18 protein-coding genes are annotated in these 16,107 nt (G+C 70.9%); 5 read left to right on the forward strand and 13 right to left on the reverse strand.

Translation table 11 applies throughout. The features are described 5' to 3' along the window. The 13 genes from csrA to ARTHRO9V_RS16030 form a co-directional block, all read right to left on the reverse strand. Positions 1–232: carbon storage regulator CsrA (csrA, locus tag ARTHRO9V_RS15350; RefSeq protein WP_159828972.1), on the reverse strand; the 232-nt coding region annotated here is incomplete at its 3' end. A 128-nt stretch (positions 233–360) separates the two neighbouring features. Further along, positions 361–1,569: a hypothetical protein gene (locus ARTHRO9V_RS15355; RefSeq protein WP_159828975.1), complete on the reverse strand. Its 1,209-nt coding sequence runs from the start codon at positions 1,567–1,569 to the stop codon at positions 361–363. Position 1,570: 1 nt separating this feature from the next. Next, positions 1,571–3,622: a flagellar biosynthesis protein FlhA gene (locus ARTHRO9V_RS15360; RefSeq protein ID WP_159828978.1), complete on the reverse strand. Its 2,052-nt coding sequence runs from the start codon at positions 3,620–3,622 to the stop codon at positions 1,571–1,573. After that, a complete protein-coding gene (locus ARTHRO9V_RS15365) occupies positions 3,619–4,884 on the reverse strand; it encodes a flagellar biosynthesis protein FlhB (RefSeq protein ID WP_159828981.1) in 1,266 nt (421 codons plus the stop codon). Before ARTHRO9V_RS15365 ends, ARTHRO9V_RS15360 begins: the two co-directional genes overlap by 4 nt. A gap of 1 nt (position 4,885) precedes the next feature. Then, positions 4,886–5,638 carry a flagellar biosynthetic protein FliR gene (locus ARTHRO9V_RS15370; protein WP_255350769.1) on the reverse strand — a complete coding sequence of 251 codons (753 nt, stop codon included), beginning with the start codon at positions 5,636–5,638 and terminating at the stop codon, positions 4,886–4,888. Positions 5,639–5,647: 9 nt separating this feature from the next. Then, a complete protein-coding gene (fliQ, locus tag ARTHRO9V_RS15375; RefSeq protein WP_043596053.1) occupies positions 5,648–5,923 on the reverse strand; it encodes a flagellar biosynthesis protein FliQ in 276 nt (91 codons plus the stop codon). After that, the gene (gene fliP, locus ARTHRO9V_RS15380) at positions 5,923–6,960 is read right to left on the reverse strand and encodes a flagellar type III secretion system pore protein FliP (protein ID WP_370516213.1); all 1,038 of its coding nucleotides are present in this window, start codon (positions 6,958–6,960) and stop codon (positions 5,923–5,925) included. The genes fliQ and fliP overlap by 1 nt, the downstream gene beginning before the upstream one ends. Beyond that, on the reverse strand, positions 6,957–7,568 hold the full coding sequence (locus tag ARTHRO9V_RS15385; RefSeq protein ID WP_159828984.1) for a flagellar biosynthetic protein FliO: 612 nt from the start codon (positions 7,566–7,568) through the stop codon (positions 6,957–6,959). Before ARTHRO9V_RS15385 ends, fliP begins: the two co-directional genes overlap by 4 nt. Before the next feature lie 2 nt (positions 7,569–7,570). Beyond that, entirely contained in the window at positions 7,571–8,296 is a 726-nt protein-coding gene (fliN, locus tag ARTHRO9V_RS15390; RefSeq protein ID WP_056043636.1) for a flagellar motor switch protein FliN, read from the reverse strand. Further along, positions 8,293–9,240, reverse strand: a complete 948-nt coding sequence (locus ARTHRO9V_RS15395) for a flagellar motor switch protein FliM (RefSeq protein ID WP_056043639.1) — start codon at positions 9,238–9,240, stop codon at positions 8,293–8,295. The genes fliN and ARTHRO9V_RS15395 overlap by 4 nt, the downstream gene beginning before the upstream one ends. A gap of 126 nt (positions 9,241–9,366) precedes the next feature. After that, a complete protein-coding gene (locus ARTHRO9V_RS15400; RefSeq protein ID WP_201298977.1) occupies positions 9,367–10,413 on the reverse strand; it encodes a flagellar motor protein MotB in 1,047 nt (348 codons plus the stop codon). Further along, positions 10,410–11,255, reverse strand: a complete 846-nt coding sequence (locus tag ARTHRO9V_RS15405; RefSeq protein ID WP_056043640.1) for a motility protein A — start codon at positions 11,253–11,255, stop codon at positions 10,410–10,412. The genes ARTHRO9V_RS15400 and ARTHRO9V_RS15405 overlap by 4 nt, the downstream gene beginning before the upstream one ends. Positions 11,256–11,257: 2 nt before the next feature. Continuing rightward, complete coding sequence (locus ARTHRO9V_RS16030) at positions 11,258–11,665, reverse strand: flagellar FlbD family protein (protein WP_159828987.1); 408 nt, start codon at positions 11,663–11,665, stop codon at positions 11,258–11,260. Positions 11,666–11,905: 240 nt separating this feature from the next. On the opposite strand from ARTHRO9V_RS16030, the gene ARTHRO9V_RS15415 reads away from it, so the two are divergent. The 5 genes from ARTHRO9V_RS15415 to ARTHRO9V_RS15435 all read left to right on the forward strand — a co-directional run bounded on the left by ARTHRO9V_RS15415 (position 11,906) and on the right by ARTHRO9V_RS15435 (position 15,917). After that, complete coding sequence (locus tag ARTHRO9V_RS15415) at positions 11,906–12,193, forward strand: hypothetical protein (protein WP_159828990.1); 288 nt, start codon at positions 11,906–11,908, stop codon at positions 12,191–12,193. Then, entirely contained in the window at positions 12,190–13,443 is a 1,254-nt protein-coding gene (locus ARTHRO9V_RS15420) for a putative T7SS-secreted protein (protein ID WP_159828993.1), read from the forward strand. The genes ARTHRO9V_RS15415 and ARTHRO9V_RS15420 overlap by 4 nt, the downstream gene beginning before the upstream one ends. Continuing rightward, positions 13,440–14,162 (forward strand): hypothetical protein, encoded by a 723-nt coding sequence (locus ARTHRO9V_RS15425; protein WP_159828996.1) that lies wholly within the window; start codon positions 13,440–13,442, stop codon positions 14,160–14,162. Before ARTHRO9V_RS15420 ends, ARTHRO9V_RS15425 begins: the two co-directional genes overlap by 4 nt. Then, entirely contained in the window at positions 14,159–14,767 is a 609-nt protein-coding gene (locus tag ARTHRO9V_RS15430; protein ID WP_159828999.1) for a hypothetical protein, read from the forward strand. The genes ARTHRO9V_RS15425 and ARTHRO9V_RS15430 overlap by 4 nt, the downstream gene beginning before the upstream one ends. A gap of 559 nt (positions 14,768–15,326) precedes the next feature. Continuing rightward, on the forward strand, positions 15,327–15,917 hold the full coding sequence (locus ARTHRO9V_RS15435; RefSeq protein WP_159829002.1) for a hypothetical protein: 591 nt from the start codon (positions 15,327–15,329) through the stop codon (positions 15,915–15,917). Positions 15,918–16,107 lie beyond the last annotated feature (190 nt).

Raw genomic sequence — 16,107 nt, forward strand, 5'->3', positions numbered from 1 at the left:
GGGCGGGGGCGCCGAGGGCGGCACGCAGGCGGGCCTCGGCGTCGTCGGGGGCCTTCGACGCCTCGACGTTGGCCTCGGTCACGGCCTTGATGACCTCTTCGCGCTGGATCTTGACCCCGCGCGGTGCGTCGATCCCGATGCGCACGCCGTCGCCACGGGAGTCGAGCACCGTGATGACGATGTCGTCGCCGATCACGATGCGTTCTCCGACCTTGCGTGTCAGCACCAGCATCGGACCAGCTTACCGAGCGCGGGGCGCACCGGCCACGACGACAGGCAGGAGGCGCGGGTCGGCGATCGCGGGACGACACCGGCCCCGAGGCGCGGCCGCGAGAGGACGACCACCGGAGGAGGCGCGACTCAGCGGGTCGCGCCTCCTTCGCGCCAGCCCACCGGCACGCCGAGCAGGTGCACCGTGCCCGGGGTCGCCGTGTCGTCCTCGCCGACCACGGCGGCCGCGACCACGGGCGCGACCGCCCGGACGGCCTCGACCCAGCGGGCCGTGTCGTCGTGCTTGCGCCCGACGTCGACCGCGACCCAGACCTGGTCGGCGGCGATCGCCTCGAGGGCGGCGGGTGCGGCCGCGTCCCAGGCGAGGGCCGTCACGACGGCCGAGTTCTCGTGCACGCCGGTGGCCCGGGCCAGGATGCCGCTCCGGCGATCCGACACGTCCACGGAGCGCAGCCCGAACGTCGAGGCCATCTGGGCGGCCACGCGGAAGGCGTCGCCGGGGCGGCCGACGACCACGACGAGGTCGCCTGCCCCGCGCGACACGTCGGGGGCGGGCGGCACGCCCGGGGAGGCCACGGCCCGGGCCTGCGCGGCGAGGGCGTCGGCAGCGGCCGCGAGCGACGCCGCCGTCCGACGGGGAGCGGCCCCGTGCGGCGCGTCGGGGTCGGCGGCGTCACCGTCGGCGACGGCGGTGGGGCCCGGGCCCGTCGCCGCGACACCGGCTCCGAGGCCGGCGGCGGCACCGGCGGCGGGAGCGATGCCGTTGAAGGTGAGGTCGTCCATGATCGAGGCGAACGCGTCGGTGCGCGTCGAGACGTCGGCCGGGGACGCGACCGGCACCGCGCCTCCTGCGCTCGACGGCGAGGCCGAGGCCCCGCCGGGACCCGTCGCCGCGGCCGCCGCGGCGCGGGCGGCCCGACGCGGGCTCACGGGCACGGCCGAACCGGTCAGCACGTCGTCGAAGCCGTCGCGCGCGGGCGTCGCCGCCGTCGCGGCCGCGTCCCCCGCGGCCAGCGACGCCGACCAGGCGGCCCGGGCTGCCGGAGCCCCCGCCTGCAGGGCGTCCTCGGCCTCGTCGGCCGACGCCAGCAACGCCGCGATGCCCGCACGCTCGGCCGGCACCGGCGTCGTGATGCGCACCCGGGCGACGGGCAGGTCGATCGCGGGGTCGGGCACCTCGACGGTGACCTCGTAGTGCTTGCGGGCGAAGAAGCCGCCGACTCCCCCGACGGTCACCTTCTGCGCCGCGACGATGCGCGCCGAGGCCCCGTGGGTCGCCCGCACCTCGCGGCGCAGCCCGTCGAGCGTCTCGCCGGTCATGACGATCGTGGTCGGCATCTCAGGCCACGATCGAGTCGGTCGCGCGGACGACGCCGACGGTCTCGATGGTCGAGCCGGCGGCGGTGGCCTCCTGGTACGACAGCACCGGCAGGCCGTTCTGCTGCGCCGACACGAGCCGGTGGATGGCCGGTCGCAACGCCGGGGCGCAGACCAGCACCGCGCTGAGACCCTGCGCCTCGACCGACTGCACGGCCTCGCGCAGCGACCCGAGCACCTGCTCGACCCGGTGCCCGTCGAGCAGGATCTGCGTCCCCTGGTCGCTCGGTCGCAGCCCCTCGAGCATCGACTGCTCGAGGGTCGGGTCGATCATGATGACCCGCAGCACGCGGCCGTCGAGGTACTGCGCCGTGAGCGCGGGGCCCAGGGAGGCGCGGGCCGCCTCGACGAGTCCCTCCGGGTCGGTCGACACCTTCGCCCGCAGCGTCAGCCCCTCGCAGATGCGCGCGAGGTCGTTGATCGGGATGCGCTCCGACAGCAGGCCCTGGAGGACGCGCTGCAGCTCGGCGAGCGACAGCATGTTCGGCACGAGGTCGTCGACGGCCGGGGCGTTGACCTGCTTGACGCCCTCGGTCAGCACGCGGACGTCCTCGCGGGTGAGCAGTCGGGCGGCGTTGTCGGCGATGATCGACGACAGGTGCGTCACGAGCACCGAGACGCGGTCGATCACCGTTGCTCCGGTCATCTCGGCGCTGTGGCGCATCTCGGCGGGCACCCACTTGCCGGCGAGGCCGAAGACCGGCTCGACCGTGGCGGTGCCGGGCAGGCCGTCGAGCGCGTCGCCGAGGGCCAGCACGGAGCGGGCCGGCGCCTGACCGCGACCGGCCTCGACGCCCGCGATGCGGATCGAGTAGGTGGCCGGCGGCAGGTCGACGCTGTCCCGGGTGCGGACGGGCGGCACGACGATGCCGAGGTCGACAGCGATCTTGCGACGCAGGGCCTTGACCCGGCCGAGCAGGTCGTCCGACGCTCCCCCGACCATGTCGACGAGGTCGGGCGCGAGCAGGATCTCGAGCGCGTGCACCCGCATCTGCTCGAGCAGGTCGTCGGTCGTGTCGGTGGGGGCGACGACCGCCGCCTGCTGCTCCGCGAGGGCCGCGCGCGCCTCCTCGGCCTTGGCGGCCACGCCGAGCCGGTAGGCGACGAGCAGCAGCGCCCCACCGATCAGTAGGAACGCGACGATCGGCATGCCGGGGATGAAGCCCATGCCGATGGCGGCGGTCCCGGCCACGGCGAGCGCGATGCGCGACTGGCCGAGTTGTGACGCGGCCTGCGCGCCCATCTCGGTGTCGGCGCCCGAGCGGGTGACGATCATGCCGGTCGAGACGGCCATCAGCAGGGCGGGGATCTGCGTCGTCAGGCCGTCGCCGATGGTGAGCAGTCCGTAGTGCGAGAGGGCGTCGCCGATCGCCATGCCGTTCTGCAGCGCGCCGATCGCGACGCCGCCGACCAGGTTGATGATGATGATGATGATGCCGGCGATCGCGTCACCCTTGACGAACTTCGACGCACCGTCCATGGCGCCGTAGAAGTCGGCCTCGGCGCTGACGTCGGCGCGACGCTGCTTGGCGACCTCGTCGGTGATGAGGCCCGCGTTGAGGTCGGCGTCGATGGCCATCTGCTTGCCCGGCATGGCGTCGAGGGTGAACCGGGCGCCCACCTCGGCGACGCGCTCGGCACCCTTGGTCACGACCACGAACTGGATCACGACGAGGATCAGGAAGATCACCGAGCCGATGATGATCGAGCCGCTCACGGCGACGTGCCCGAACGCGGCGATGACGTCGCCGGCGAAGCCGTCGCCGAGCACGAGACGCGTCGAGGCCACGTTGAGCCCGAGGCGGAACAGCGTCGCCACGAGCAGCAGCGACGGGAAGACCGAGAAGTCGAGCGGCTTCTTGACGAACAGCGTCGTCAGCAGGATCACCAGCGCCAACAGGATGTTGAGGATGATCAGCACGTCGAGCATCGGCGCGGGCACCGGCACGACGAGCAGCAGCACGATGCCGACGATGCCGACCGGGACGGCGAGCTTGGGCAGGGTGGACTTCATCGGGTGCCTCCAGGGGTGGCGGGGCGGACGGAGCGGGAGAGCGCAGGAGGCGCGGTGCGGGACGGTGCGGAGGTCGCGCCGGTCGGGCCGGTCGCGGCCTCGCGGGCGATGCGGAGGCGGCGGGGCACGGCGTCGGCCTCGAGCGACTCGGGAGCCAGGACGCCGGCCACCTCGTCGGCCGTGGTGACGCGGGGCGGCGTGTGCGTCCCCTTCAGCGTGCCGCGGGCCTTGAGCGCCATGACGAAGGTGAGCACCCGGGCGACCGGCGTGTAGAGGTCGACGGGGATCTCCTCGCCCAGGCCGCAGGCGGCGTGGAGCGCTCGGGTCAGCGGGACGTCGACGACGAGCGGGACGCCGTCGGCGGTGGCCTGCTCGCGGATGCGGGCGGCGACCGTGCCGGCGCCCTTCGCGACGACGCGCGGAGCCGACTTGCCGGGTTCGTACTTGACCGCCACGGCGTAGTCGGTCGGGTTCACCATGACGACGTCGGCGTCGGCGATGGCCCCGATCATGCGGTTGCGGCTCATCGCGAGCTGACGGGAACGCCGCTGCGACTTGACCAGGGGGTCGCCGTCGCTCGACTTGTTCTCGTCCTTGACCTCTTTCTTGGTCATGCGGGTCTTCTTGCGGTTGCGGCGCATGACGACGAACACGTCGGCGAAGGCGAGCAGCAGGCCGGCCGCGATCGCGGCCTTGATCAGGATGCCGGTGCCGGCCTTGGCCTCCTCGAGCACGGCCGAGACGCTGAGGCCGCCGCCGCTCATGAGCACGGGCATCAGGCCCTGGATCGCGAACCAGAGCACGAGGCCGACGACGGTCGTCTTGATCAACGCCTTCGCGCCGTTCCAGAGCGCCTGCGTGCCGAAGGTGTTCTTGAGGCCGTTGAGCAGGTTGAACTGCTCGTAGTTGCCGGTCATGCGCTTGATGTGCACGCCGCCCTGCACGATCGCGGTCGCGAGGACGGCCACGCCGACGACGGCCAGCATGGGCCCGATCGTGGCCCCCATCGAACCCGCGCCCTGCATCAGCTCGGTGACCACGGTCGCCGAGTCGGGGTGCGTGATGGCCTGGCGGATCGAGAACATCTGGTCGACGCCCGCCGAGGAGGCGCGCTCGATGGTCGAGGGGATCATCACGGCGGCGGCGCCGACGCCCACCCAGGCGCTGAGGTCCTGCGACCGGGACAGCTGGCCCTTCGAGTGGACCTCTTTCATCCGCTTCTCGGTTGCGGCCTCGGAGCGCTCGCCGGAGTCGTCCGCCATGTCAGCCCACCCCCAGCAGCATGTCGGCGGCGTCGCCGGTCAACGAGGCCACGACGCCGGGCAGGGCGAGGAAGACGCCGCCGGCCAGCATGACCGTCATGAGGATCTTGAGCGGGAAGCCCATCGCGTAGGCGTTGAGGGCCGGCGCGACGCGGGAGAGCAGCCCGAGGCCGACGTCGGCGAGGAACAGCACGACGCAGAGCGGCCCGGCGATCTGGATGGTCGAGAGGAAGAGCTGGCTGACGCCGGTCGTCAGCAGCTCGACCGGACGGGAGAGGTCCATGCCGAGCCCGAGCGGCACGGCGTCGAACGACCGCGTGAGGCCGCCGATGATCAGCTGGTACCCCCCGGTCGCGAACATCAGGGCGAGCGCGGTCATCTGGAACAACCGGGTGAACTGCGCGCCGTTGACCATCGACTGCGGGTCGAACGCCTGGGCGAGCGTGAAGCCGCCGAAGAGGTCGATCAGGCTGCCGGCCGCCTGCACCGCGGCGAAGGCGACGAACACCAGGAAGCCCAGCACGGCGCCGACGACGAGCTCGAGCACGAGGGCCATGACGAACGGTCCCGTCTCGAGGGACACGTAGCCGGGGGCGACGCGGGGCGCGACGGCGAGCGCGAGCCCGATGCCGAGCATGGCCTTCACCCTCGCCGGGAAGGCCCGGTACGAGAACGGAGGCGCGATCACGAGGAACGCGGTCATGCGCACGGCGGCGAGGAGGGTGGCCTCGAGCCAGCTGAGGTCGAACGACACGGTGCGTCCCTACCCGCCGCTGAGCAGCTGGGGGATGCGGTCGAACACCATGGTCGTGAACGACACCATCTCGCTGATCATCCAGTGGCCGGTGACGATGAGCGCGATGCCGACGGCGACGGCCTTCGGCACGAACGAGAGGGTGACCTCCTGGATCTGCGTGATCGACTGCAGCAGCGAGATCGCGAAACCGACGACGAGCGAGGTGATCAGCACGGGTGCGGCGAGCTTGCCCGTGATGATCAGGGCCTGCATCGAGAGGTCGAGGACGGCGTTGGAATCCATCAGGCACCCACCTGGTAACTCTCGATGAGGCTCTTGATGATGAGGCCCCAGCCGTCGACGAGGACGAACAGCAGGATCTTGAACGGCAGCGAGATCATCACCGGCGGCAGCATCATCATGCCCATCGACATGAGCGCGGCGCTGACGACGAGGTCGATGACGAGGAAGGGGATGAAGATCACGAAGCCGATGATGAACGCGGCGCGCAGCTCGCTGATCATGAAGGACGGGATGAGCGTCAGCATGGGCACGTCGGCCTGGCTGTCGGGGTTCGGCTGGTTCGCCGACCGGGTCATCAGCGCGAGGTCCTCTTCGCGGGTGTGGGCGAGCATGAACTCCCGCAACGGCGCGATGCCGGCGTCGATCGCGCCCTGCAGGTCGAGGCGGCCGTCGAGGTAGGGCTGCACGGCGTCCGTGTTGATGTGGGTCAGGATCGGAGCCATGATGAACAGGCTCAGGAACAGGGCCAGCCCTGCGAGCACCTGGTTCGGCGGGATCGACGGCAGCGCGAGCGCGTTCCGCGTCATCGCGAGCACCACGAAGATCTTGGTGAACGACGTCATCATCAGCAGCAGCGCGGGCGCCACGCTCAGCAGCGTGATGCCGATCAGGGTGACGACGGCCTGGCTGGGCGCACCGTCGGGGCCGTTGATGTCGATGCTCAGGCCGCCCGAGCCGGTGCCGTCCGACGTGGTCTGGTCGGTGTCGGTGAAGTCGGTGGGGGTCGTGCCGGTGGTGGCCTCGGTGCCGTCCGTGGCCGGGGCGGTGGGAGCGGTGGGGGCCGTCGGCGAGACGGGGGCCGCGTTCGCCTGCTGACCGATCAGCATGACGAGGGCGGACGCCACGACGAGCGCGAGCAGCGTGACGACGACGGCCCGGGCGAAGCGCGTGTCGGCGAAGCGCACGGGTGCGGCCACCAGGGAGCGGCCGAGGGGGGCCCCGTGCAGGCCGTCCCGCAGAGTCGGGCGGGCAAGGCGACGCAGGGCGGACGCGAAGGAGGGGCGGGTCGGGGACGCGGACGACCGGCGGCCGGTCATCCGGCTCGTCCGCTGCGCAGGGCCGCGGCCGCCTGACGCCAGGTGTCGGGTGCGAGGATCGAGCCCTCGATCGACTTGGCGGTGCGACCGCGACGACGTGCGTCGAGGTCACGAGGACGCGAGACGGCGGCACGGCGGGCGGCGCCGCGGGGGCGCAGCAACTCGACGGGGGTCGTGTCGACGGGGGTCGCGTCGGCCGGGCGGGCGGGCAGCTCGTCGCGGGCCGCGGCGCCTTCGGCGGACAGGACGGACGCGAACGCGACGGGGGCGATCGACGTGACCCGCGCCTCCTGCGTGACGGACTCGGTCGCGGTCTCCTCGGGCTCGGGGACCAGCGTCAGGGCGCCGGCGTCGACGGGACGGTCGGCGGCCGCCAGGACGGTCACGGACGACTCGGTGACGCCGAGCACGAGACGCTCGCCCTCGACGTCGACCACCACGACGCTGGCCTTCGCGCCGACGCCCTGACGGGCGACGACCGAGACCTGCGACGTGGCGCGGGAGCCCGCACGACCGCCCTTCACCAGGCGCTTCTGCAGCACCCAGAGCAGGGCGAGGACGACGCCCAACGAGAGGACGACCCGCAGGCCGACGACGACGGTGTCCACGATCAGGCGATGCCGTCGGCGACGTCGAGGATCTTGGTGATGCGGACGGCGTAGTCCTGGTCGACGACGACGACCTCGCCGTGCGCGATCAGGCGACCGTTGAGCAGCACGTCCGCGGGGGCGCCGGCCGAGCGGTCGAGTTCGATGACGGCACCGGGCTCGAGGCCCAGGACGTCGCGGACCGACATGCGGGTGCGGCCGATCTCGACCGTCAGGGCCATCTCGACGTTGTTGATGCGACCGAGGTTGCCGGTCGACACCGCGCCCACGGTCGGCGCCACGGGCGACGAGCCGCCGATCGTGCCGGTCTCGCGGAGGCGCAGGGCGAACCAGCCGGCGGGCTGACCCGCGGCCGTCAGCTCGAAGACGACCGTCTCGGGGTCGGTCAGGAGCGCGTCGGCCGACTCGCGACGGCTCTCGCCGAGCACGCCGGTGCCGAGCACGCCCGTCGCGGCCTCGAGCGCGGGACGCAGGACGTCCGAGACCGAGACCATCGGGTTGTCGGTGCCCGCCGCGGCGGCGAGCTGGTCCATGTCGGCCAGCAGGACCGCGGTGTCGGCCGAGACCGACCCGACGAACGACGTGACCACGACGGACGGGCCCGCGAGGCGGAGGCCGTGCGCGGAGGCCGGGTCGACGGCCACGGCACGCAGGGGCGTGGGCGTCGGCAGCTGGGCGACCAGCGCCTCGACCGCCGCGGTGTGCAGGGTGATGGTCGTGCCGGTCATGAGGTTCCTTCTTCGGTGCCGGTCAGGGAGGTGGAGACGACGATGCCGGCCAGGCGGGAGCCGGCGGCTCCGACGGCGGCACGGCCGACGGGCTGGCCGTCGACGCTGATCTCGAGCGGGCGGTGCTGCGGGTGGGGAAGCGGCAGCAGGTCGCCGACGGCCAGCCCGAGCACGACGCTCGGCAGCACCGCGGCGGGGGCGAAGGTCAGCGAGACGCCGACCGGCACCGAGGCCAGCTGGGCGCCGAGCAGGTCGCGGGCGTCGGCGGCGTCGATCGTCGGGTTGGACTCGCCCAGCTGCGACAGCAGGACGTCGGCGGGGATCGCGACCGTGCCGGGCGCGACGCGCTCGCCGACGCGGATCTCGAACGAGGCGACGATCATCAGGTCGGACTTCTGGGCGGCCTGGGCGAACTGCGAGTTGTACTGGAACCCGCCGACGCTGATCGGGTCGGCGAGCATGGTGCCGAACGAGTAGCGCAGGTCGTCGAGGGCGTCGTCCATCAGGCGGCGCACGAGGGCCTGCTCGATGGGCGTGAAGGTGCGCTCGGGCAGCGTGGCGGGCTTGACGGCGCCGAGCATGTGGCTGACCCAGGTGAGCGCGGCGGACGACGGGAACTGGATGACGGCCTTCGCCGAGACACCCTCGAGGGTGCAGAGCACCATGGCGGTGGTCGGCGGCAGGGACGAGGCGTACTCGTCGTAGGTGAGCATCTGCACCTGGTCGCAGGTCACCTGCGAGAGCACCCGGACCTTGGCGGTGAGCTGGGTGCCCCACTGCCGCGCGAAGGTGTCGAAGGCGAGCTCGAGGACGCGCGAGTGCTCACGGGCGAGGGTCGTCGGACGGCGGAAGTCGTAGACCTCGACGGTCTTCTGCGGGCGCGTCGACGAGCCGACCGTCGAGGTCGGTGCGCTGCTGCCCGTCGGGGCGTCGAGGAGTGTCACGGACGGAGCTATCGGCCCGCCCCACCTGGGCGTTAGCCCAGGATCGGTCGTACCCCCCGGACTGGGTTGCCGTCGTCGTGCTGCGGCGCGGGGTCGCGCTCCCGGGCCGGTGGGGCCCGTCGGGGGTCAGTGGCCCGAGGACTCCTCCTTCTTCTCCGTCTTCTTCTCGGTCTTCGTCTCGGTCTTCGTCTCGGCCGCGGCGTCCGCCGTCGACGCGTCACCCGACTCGGCCGTGGTCGAGGTGTCGGCCGCCTGCTGGACGGTGGGGTTGCGACCGTCGGTCACCGCGCCTCCTGCGGCGGCGGCGGCCTGCTCGAGCTGCGGCAGCAGCGCGCTCACCGCGTCGGACTGGTTCGACAGGACGACGATGTCGACCCGGCGGTTCGATGCGAGGTCGGCGTCGGTCGTGCCGGTGCTGAGCGGACGCGACGAGCCGAAGCCGACCGACTGGATGTGGTCCGCACCCACACCGCCCCGCTCGACGAGGTCGCGCAGCACCTGGGTGGCGCGGGCGGAGGAGAGCTCCCAGTTGGTCGCGAAAGGCGCGGTCGAGCTGCGCTGGTCGGCGTGGCCCTCGACCGAGACGTCGTGACCCGAGGTCTTCAGCACCGGCCCGATGGCGTTCATGACGTTCACGGCCGTGCCGCTGAGGTCGGCGCTGTTCGTGCCGAAGAAGGTCTCGGAGCCGATCAGGCGGACGGTCAGGCCCCGGGCGTCGACGGCGAACTCGACGTCGGCACTGAGCCCCGAGCCCTCGAGGTTCGCGGCGATCGCGGCCTTGATGGCGGTGAGGTCGTCCAGTTCGCCCTGGGCCGCGACCGTGGCGGCGGCGGCCTGCTCGGCGGTCTGGGCCTCCCCCGAGGCGGCGGCCTTGCTCAGGTCGGTCTCGTCGCCCGACGAGTAGCCCTTGCCCTCTTTCGTCACGTCGGCGGCGTTCACGACGGTGCCCGAGGCCGTGTCGACCTTGCCCACGTCGGTCTGGCCGAAGCCGGTCGCGAGCGAGTTGCGCAGGGCGATGTACTTGTCCTGGTCGACGTTCGACATGGCGAACAGCACGATGAACATGCACATCAACACGGTGATCATGTCCATGTACGAGGCCATCCAGCGCTCGTCGGGGTGCTCGTCCTCGGCGTGCCCCTTCTTCTTGCGACCGCCGCGTGCCCCGCTCATGCGGCCAGCCCCTGGTCGTCGCCACCGGTCTTCGCGCCGGCCTTGGCCTTGGCGCCCTTGCCACCCTTGCCGCCCTTGCCGTCGCCGCCGTCGAGCGCGTGCGTCGGCACCATGGCCTTGAGGCGTTCGCCGAGGAGGCGCGGCTGGCTTCCGGCCTGGACCGCCAGCACCCCCTCCATCAGCAGCGTCATGCGCAGTTCGTCGAGGTCGGCCAGCTTCTTGAGGCGCGCGCCGAGCGGCAGCCAGAGGAAGTTCGCCGTCAGCAGGCCCCACAGGGTCGCGACGAACGCCGCGGCGATCATGTGGCCGAGCTCGTCGGGCTCGGCGAGGTTCTCGAGCACGTGGGTGAGGCTGACGACCGTGCCCACGATGCCGACCGTCGGGGCGTACCCGCCGAGGCTCATGAAGAACTTGCTGGCCGTGCGGTCGGCGGCGAGGCGGGACTCCATCTCGTCCTCGAGCAGGATGCGCAGCTCCTCGCCGTCGGTGCCGTCGGCGATGTTCTGCAGGGCGCCCTTCATGAACGGGTCGTCGAGCTTCTCGGCCTCCTGCTCGAGCGAGAGCAGGCCCTCGCTGCGGGCCTTCTCGGCGAGCGAGACGACGCCGTCGATGACCGACTGCGGAGGGACGACCTTGCCGGTGAAGGCGCGGGAGATCTTCTTGAAGCTGAGGATCGCGTCCTTGATCGTCGTGCCGGCGATGCCGACGCCGATGGTGGCGCCGAAGACGAGGATGATCGGGGCGGGCAACAGCAGCCCGGCGATGCTGACGCCCTCGAGCTGGATCATGCCGAAGAGGGCACCCAGGGCGAGGACGATGCCGATGATCGTTGCGGGATCCACGGTCAGCGTCCCTGCGTGGTGTCGGCCGATGCGGCCGGCGCAGCCGGCACGAACGGCGCGGTCGGCGCGTGGACGGCGGGAGCCTGCACGGCGGGACGGAACTCGGTGACGCGACCCGCGCCTCCTGCACCCGACGAGCCTCGGACGATGCCGAGCTGCGGACCGGTGGAGGTGCGGTTGCCGAGCGCCTGAGGCGTCGGCGCGGTGGCGGACGGCTCGTCGTAGGCGAGCGAGACGATGCGGGCCCGGTAACGGGCGATCATCTCGATGACCTCGGCCATCGGCTCGGTCACGACGTACTTGGCGCCGTCGACCATGATCAGGACCGTGTCGGGCGTCTCGTGGATGCGCTCGATGAGGTCAGGGTTGACAGCGAATCTGCTGTCGTTGAGTCGCGTGACGACGATCATCGGCCCGTCCTAGGTCTGTGTCTCCTGCCGCCATCCGTGGGGCAGGTGTCGCTGCTCGTCCTGAGCGGCTACGGGTGACTATCGGCCGGGGGTGGCAGGGCGTTAGGTGCGGGTCGCGGGCCGATCCGCCCATCTCAGGGGGCACAGGGTTCTCCACAGGCAGGTCGCGGTGGGCCGAACAGTCGGTATGGTGTGTGACATTGCTCATATCGACGAGGGGAAACCGCCGTGGCGCAGTACATGGACATCGATCTGGAGGCGCTGGCCACGTCGGCGCGCGACCTCCAGACCCTGCACACCGACCTGTCGTCGGGCAGCGCCGGCGCCTCCGGTGACGGCGTCGGCTCGCCACGCCTGCAACAGGCCGTCACGGCGTTCGCCGACGACTGGGCGATCGCGCGCGGGCGGATGCTCGAGTCGATCGCGGCGGTCGGCGCCATGGCCGAGGGCGCGGCGAAGACCTTCACGCAGGCCGAGGACGAGCTGGCTGCGGCGCTGACCCCGACCGACACGGCGGGTGCGGCATGAGCCGCCCGTGGGACTGGAGCCCGCTCGACCTGGCGTCCGACCCCGTGCCCGGTGATCCGACCGAGATCCGGTCGTCGGCCACCTCGGCGCGGGCCACGGGCACCTCGATCGAGACCCAGTCGAGGCGGCTGCGTCGATTGGCGAAGGCCGAGGGGTGGGACTCCGAGTCGGGCCGCACCTTCACGACGTCGGCGGAACCGCTCGCCGACGCGATCGACAAGGCGAAGCAGCGCTACCTCGACCTCGCCACGGCGCTGGACACCTACGCGGACGGCCTCGAAGAGCTCCAGCGCCAGGCGGACGCCGCGCGCCTCGACGCCGACGAGGCGAAGGAGGCGCGGCGCACGGCCGACAAGTACGTCGTCCCCGGCGAGACCGACCCGTTCGAGATCGACCGGCAAGAGGCCGCCCGGACGCGGGCCGTCGACCTCGCCGACACCGACCTCGCCGACGCGAAGGCGGTCATCACCCGCCTGGTCGGCACCGGGGGCGACACGGACGGCGAGTACGGCGCCCTCAACGACCAAGCGATCGCGGCCATCCGCCTGGCGGGTGACGACGAGCTGCGCGACACGTGGTGGGACGGGGTGAAGCAGGTGGTGCACGACGCCCGCGGGGTGCTGGGGGCCATCAAGGACGTCCTGAACGCGCTCGGGCCGGTGCTGGCCGTCCTGAGCTTCGTACCGATAATCGGCCCCTTCGCTCTGGGCATCGGAATCGCAGCCGCCGTGCTCCTCCTCGTCATCACCCTTGCTCAGGCCAGTGCGGGCGACGCAACCCCTGCGGAGGTCGGGACCGAACTCCTCGGCGTCGGCCTCTCGATCGTCGGCTTGGGGGCTGCCAAGGGAGCGCTGGTGGCCACATCGGGGATGCGACGATCGATCATCGACTCGGTCAGCGCTCGCGCACTTGCCGGGGTTCCCACCAAGGCCGCAAAACAGGCCCGGCTCGCTGAGCGGCAAGCCGTTGCCGAGCGACTCGACGCGGTGGCGAGGAACCCCCTCGTCACCAGCCTCGACAATCTGCTCCTGGGTGGGGCCGCCGAGATGTTCGCGATGCGCCGCCTGGCCGCGGGTGGGCCGAAGGCACGCGAACTCTTTGCTCCCGGCGTCGTTTCAGCCCTCACGAACGGTTTGCTGGGTGCAGGTCAAAACGTCAAGTCGCTGGTGTCGGCCGGGCAGGACGCAGCCGACATGGCGGCGGGCACCTTCTGGACCGAGAAGACGAAAATCCATGTGGGGTCGCTGTGACGTCCGCGGGGTATGCCTTCACGTTTCCGCACGGGTGGGGTCGCCTGAACCTCGCAATCGATCTCGACAGCGAGATCGAGCGATTCCTCGACGGGGTGACATCGCTGGGTCGCCAACGAGACGCGCGAAACACGGTTCTGGCCCGTCGGCGTGCAAAGAACACCTATCTGGCGATTTGTTCGCAGGCAAAGCAGGACGGCGTCCTCGACCTCTTCGTCTTCTCGTCGACCGCCGGGCCATCGATGGGCCCCATGTGCTTGTCCGTCGTGCCCGTGGTGACAAACGAAGCTCGCTCAGGCGTCTCGCTGAATGTCGAGGTCGCTCGTTCCCTCGCCGGGCCAACGAGCCTGGTCAGCACCATGAGCACCAGCCAGGGCGACGTCGCACGAGTCCTGGATCGATGGACGGAAAGCGCCGCACAGTGGGCCAGGACGGCTGAACTCGCGCTTGCACGCCGGGGAATCGCCAGCACGACAGACCTTTCATCCGAGCAACGCCAAGCGCTCGAGGAGCCCCTCGAAACGGCACGAGTTCATTACATCGTTGACGTTCCCGAGCGGCGCGCCTGTGTCCTCCTCATGACCTTCATCGCGACGGGTGGAGTCTTTCTCTCGCCGCAACTCGCCCACGCCGATGACATCGTGCGTGCTTTCCGCTGGACGATGCCGGCCAGAACCCGACCTTCGTCGACCTCAGCTGAAAGTAAGGCCGGCTCGTGAGCCGGGCGATGTCGACGCCATTCGTCCTACGGCCACGATGGCGCCACTACGCACGAAACGCCGTCATCTCGGGCGGGTCGACGAGCCTCATCCCGTTCACCGTCCGGGACTCGGCGGTGGGCTGGGCTCTTGCCGCAGTCGTCCTGGTGTTCGTTCTCGGCGGCATCTGCCTCTACATGGTGACCACCCGCGTCGTCTTGCACGACGACGGGTTGAGCTACTCGCGCTTCTTCTTGACTCGACATGTCCCCAGGACTCGTCCGACGGCCGGAATCTTCGCCACTGTGGATGGTCCTCGACCCGTTCTTCGTCTCATCCTGGGACGGGGCAAGCAGCCAATCGTGCGGCTGACGGGTGCCTACTGGGCCCCCCCTGACCTGGAACGGATCGCGCGCCACTTTCCCCTCAGGTACTCCAACGGCAATGGCCTGCTGAGCCCAGCAGAAGCAGACGCCCTCGCACCAGGCATGCTGTCGCCCCCACAACGACACCCTTGGGCGACCCTCGTCATCGCCGTTTCCCTGACCATGATCGCCGCGGTCCTTCTTGGCATCATCATCTGGTCGCTCTGGGCTCCCCCTGTCGTCGCGGCGGCGAGTGCATGAGACCCGACCGAGACCTGGAATTGACCATCCATCACTCATCCTTCTGGCGACCACTCTTCGGCGTGGCGGGCCAGGGGCCTCCCGATGACTCGCATCCGCTTGCCGGACTGCGGACGACCTTGGAGGAACAAGGCGCGATAGCCGCGTTCGTGGCCTCCGGGCGTCAGGACTCGGGCCCGGTCGCCTGGGCCGCCCTCTACGTCGCCGAAGACGACCATCCGATGAGAGAAGGCCTGCTGAGGGAGTCCCTCATCGCGAGCTCGACATGCCTGGCGCCACCATCCGTCGCAACCCTCGGAACGCACCTCGGAAGCGCCCACCGAATCCAGGCCATCCGCCTTGTGCCTCTGCAGGGACTCTCGCGCCCCGCCGCCATGGGCCAGGTGACCTGGACGTGGTTGCAGGAGGGCACGTCGACCCGCGTCATCTTGATCGCGGAAGCTCCCTTTCCCCACCCATTCTCCGAGGTCGTCCGCCTCATGGACGAGCTCGCGGAAGGTCTTTCGTGGCATCTCACGAACGACCCTCCGTCAGACACCACCCCAGAGGAAGAAGAACCATGACCAGTAGCCCCCTCCCGCCCGCCATCACCTACCGACCGACGTGGCCGCACTTCTGGGCGAAGGCCAAAGGCCGACTCGTCCTGATACCCCTCGCCTTCCTGATCGGCTGGAATCGCATGGGAATGACCGTCGTCCCGTACCTTGTCGTCCTGTTGGTCATTCTGGCGGCCGGTCTGTGGATCTACCTCCGGACGACGAGCATCACCGTGTCCGACACCGCGGTGACCAGACGTGGGTGCGGACGCACGACGACCGTCGAACTCGACGGCTCACAACGCGGCATCCTCTGCACGCTGAACCTGGGTGTGCAGAGCCTCGCCTACCTAGCTGTCCGGGACGGCAAGGGCCGCCGACTCGTCCTCACCGAGGCCAACTGGCCCGGAGGACAACTGCTCGAGATCGCCCAGCACGGACGACTCACGATCATGCCGGCCGATGAGGTCTTCTCGGGCAAGAACGCCGCCGCCATCGTGCCCGGGGTCATCCCGCTGACGACCCGCCGTCCGGTGCTCTGCGCCCTCGTGGCGGTCACCGGTCTGATCGCCGTCGTCGTGCCGATCGCCATGGTGATGAGCGGCGCGGCCTGATCGCTCCGGAAGGACACCGCCGTGTGGACGAGACACCGCGGCATGCGGCGGCGTCACGTCCACTCGACGGTGCGGCAGGCTGACAAGCGGGCGCGCGGCGCGTCACGTGCACGAAACAGGGGGCTGGCAGGATGTGCCGGTGACCCACGAACCCCTCGACGAGTCGCGCCCCGGCACCACCCCCGCCGCC

Source organism: Frigoribacterium sp. 9N, assembly GCF_902506305.1.
In the GTDB taxonomy this organism is placed as follows: Bacteria; Actinomycetota; Actinomycetes; order Actinomycetales; family Microbacteriaceae; genus Frigoribacterium.

What these genes read in the sequence shown, in the direction of transcription:
- ARTHRO9V_RS15355 (WP_159828975.1), bottom strand. Translation starts at nt 1,569, where the DNA reads ATGCCGACCACGATCGTCATGACCGGCGAGACGCTCGACGGGCTGCGC.
- ARTHRO9V_RS15360 (WP_159828978.1), bottom strand. Translation starts at nt 3,622, where the DNA reads ATGAAGTCCACCCTGCCCAAGCTCGCCGTCCCGGTCGGCATCGTCGGC.
- ARTHRO9V_RS15365 (WP_159828981.1), bottom strand. Translation starts at nt 4,884, where the DNA reads ATGGCGGACGACTCCGGCGAGCGCTCCGAGGCCGCAACCGAGAAGCGG.
- fliQ (WP_043596053.1), bottom strand. Translation starts at nt 5,923, where the DNA reads ATGGATTCCAACGCCGTCCTCGACCTCTCGATGCAGGCCCTGATCATC.
- fliP (WP_370516213.1), bottom strand. Translation starts at nt 6,960, where the DNA reads ATGACCGGCCGCCGGTCGTCCGCGTCCCCGACCCGCCCCTCCTTCGCG.
- fliN (WP_056043636.1), bottom strand. Translation starts at nt 8,296, where the DNA reads ATGACCGGCACGACCATCACCCTGCACACCGCGGCGGTCGAGGCGCTG.
- ARTHRO9V_RS15400 (WP_201298977.1), bottom strand. Translation starts at nt 10,413, where the DNA reads ATGAGCGGGGCACGCGGCGGTCGCAAGAAGAAGGGGCACGCCGAGGAC.
- ARTHRO9V_RS16030 (WP_159828987.1), bottom strand. Translation starts at nt 11,665, where the DNA reads ATGATCGTCGTCACGCGACTCAACGACAGCAGATTCGCTGTCAACCCT.
- ARTHRO9V_RS15415 (WP_159828990.1), top strand. Translation starts at nt 11,906, where the DNA reads ATGGACATCGATCTGGAGGCGCTGGCCACGTCGGCGCGCGACCTCCAG.
- ARTHRO9V_RS15420 (WP_159828993.1), top strand. Translation starts at nt 12,190, where the DNA reads ATGAGCCGCCCGTGGGACTGGAGCCCGCTCGACCTGGCGTCCGACCCC.
- ARTHRO9V_RS15435 (WP_159829002.1), top strand. Translation starts at nt 15,327, where the DNA reads ATGACCAGTAGCCCCCTCCCGCCCGCCATCACCTACCGACCGACGTGG.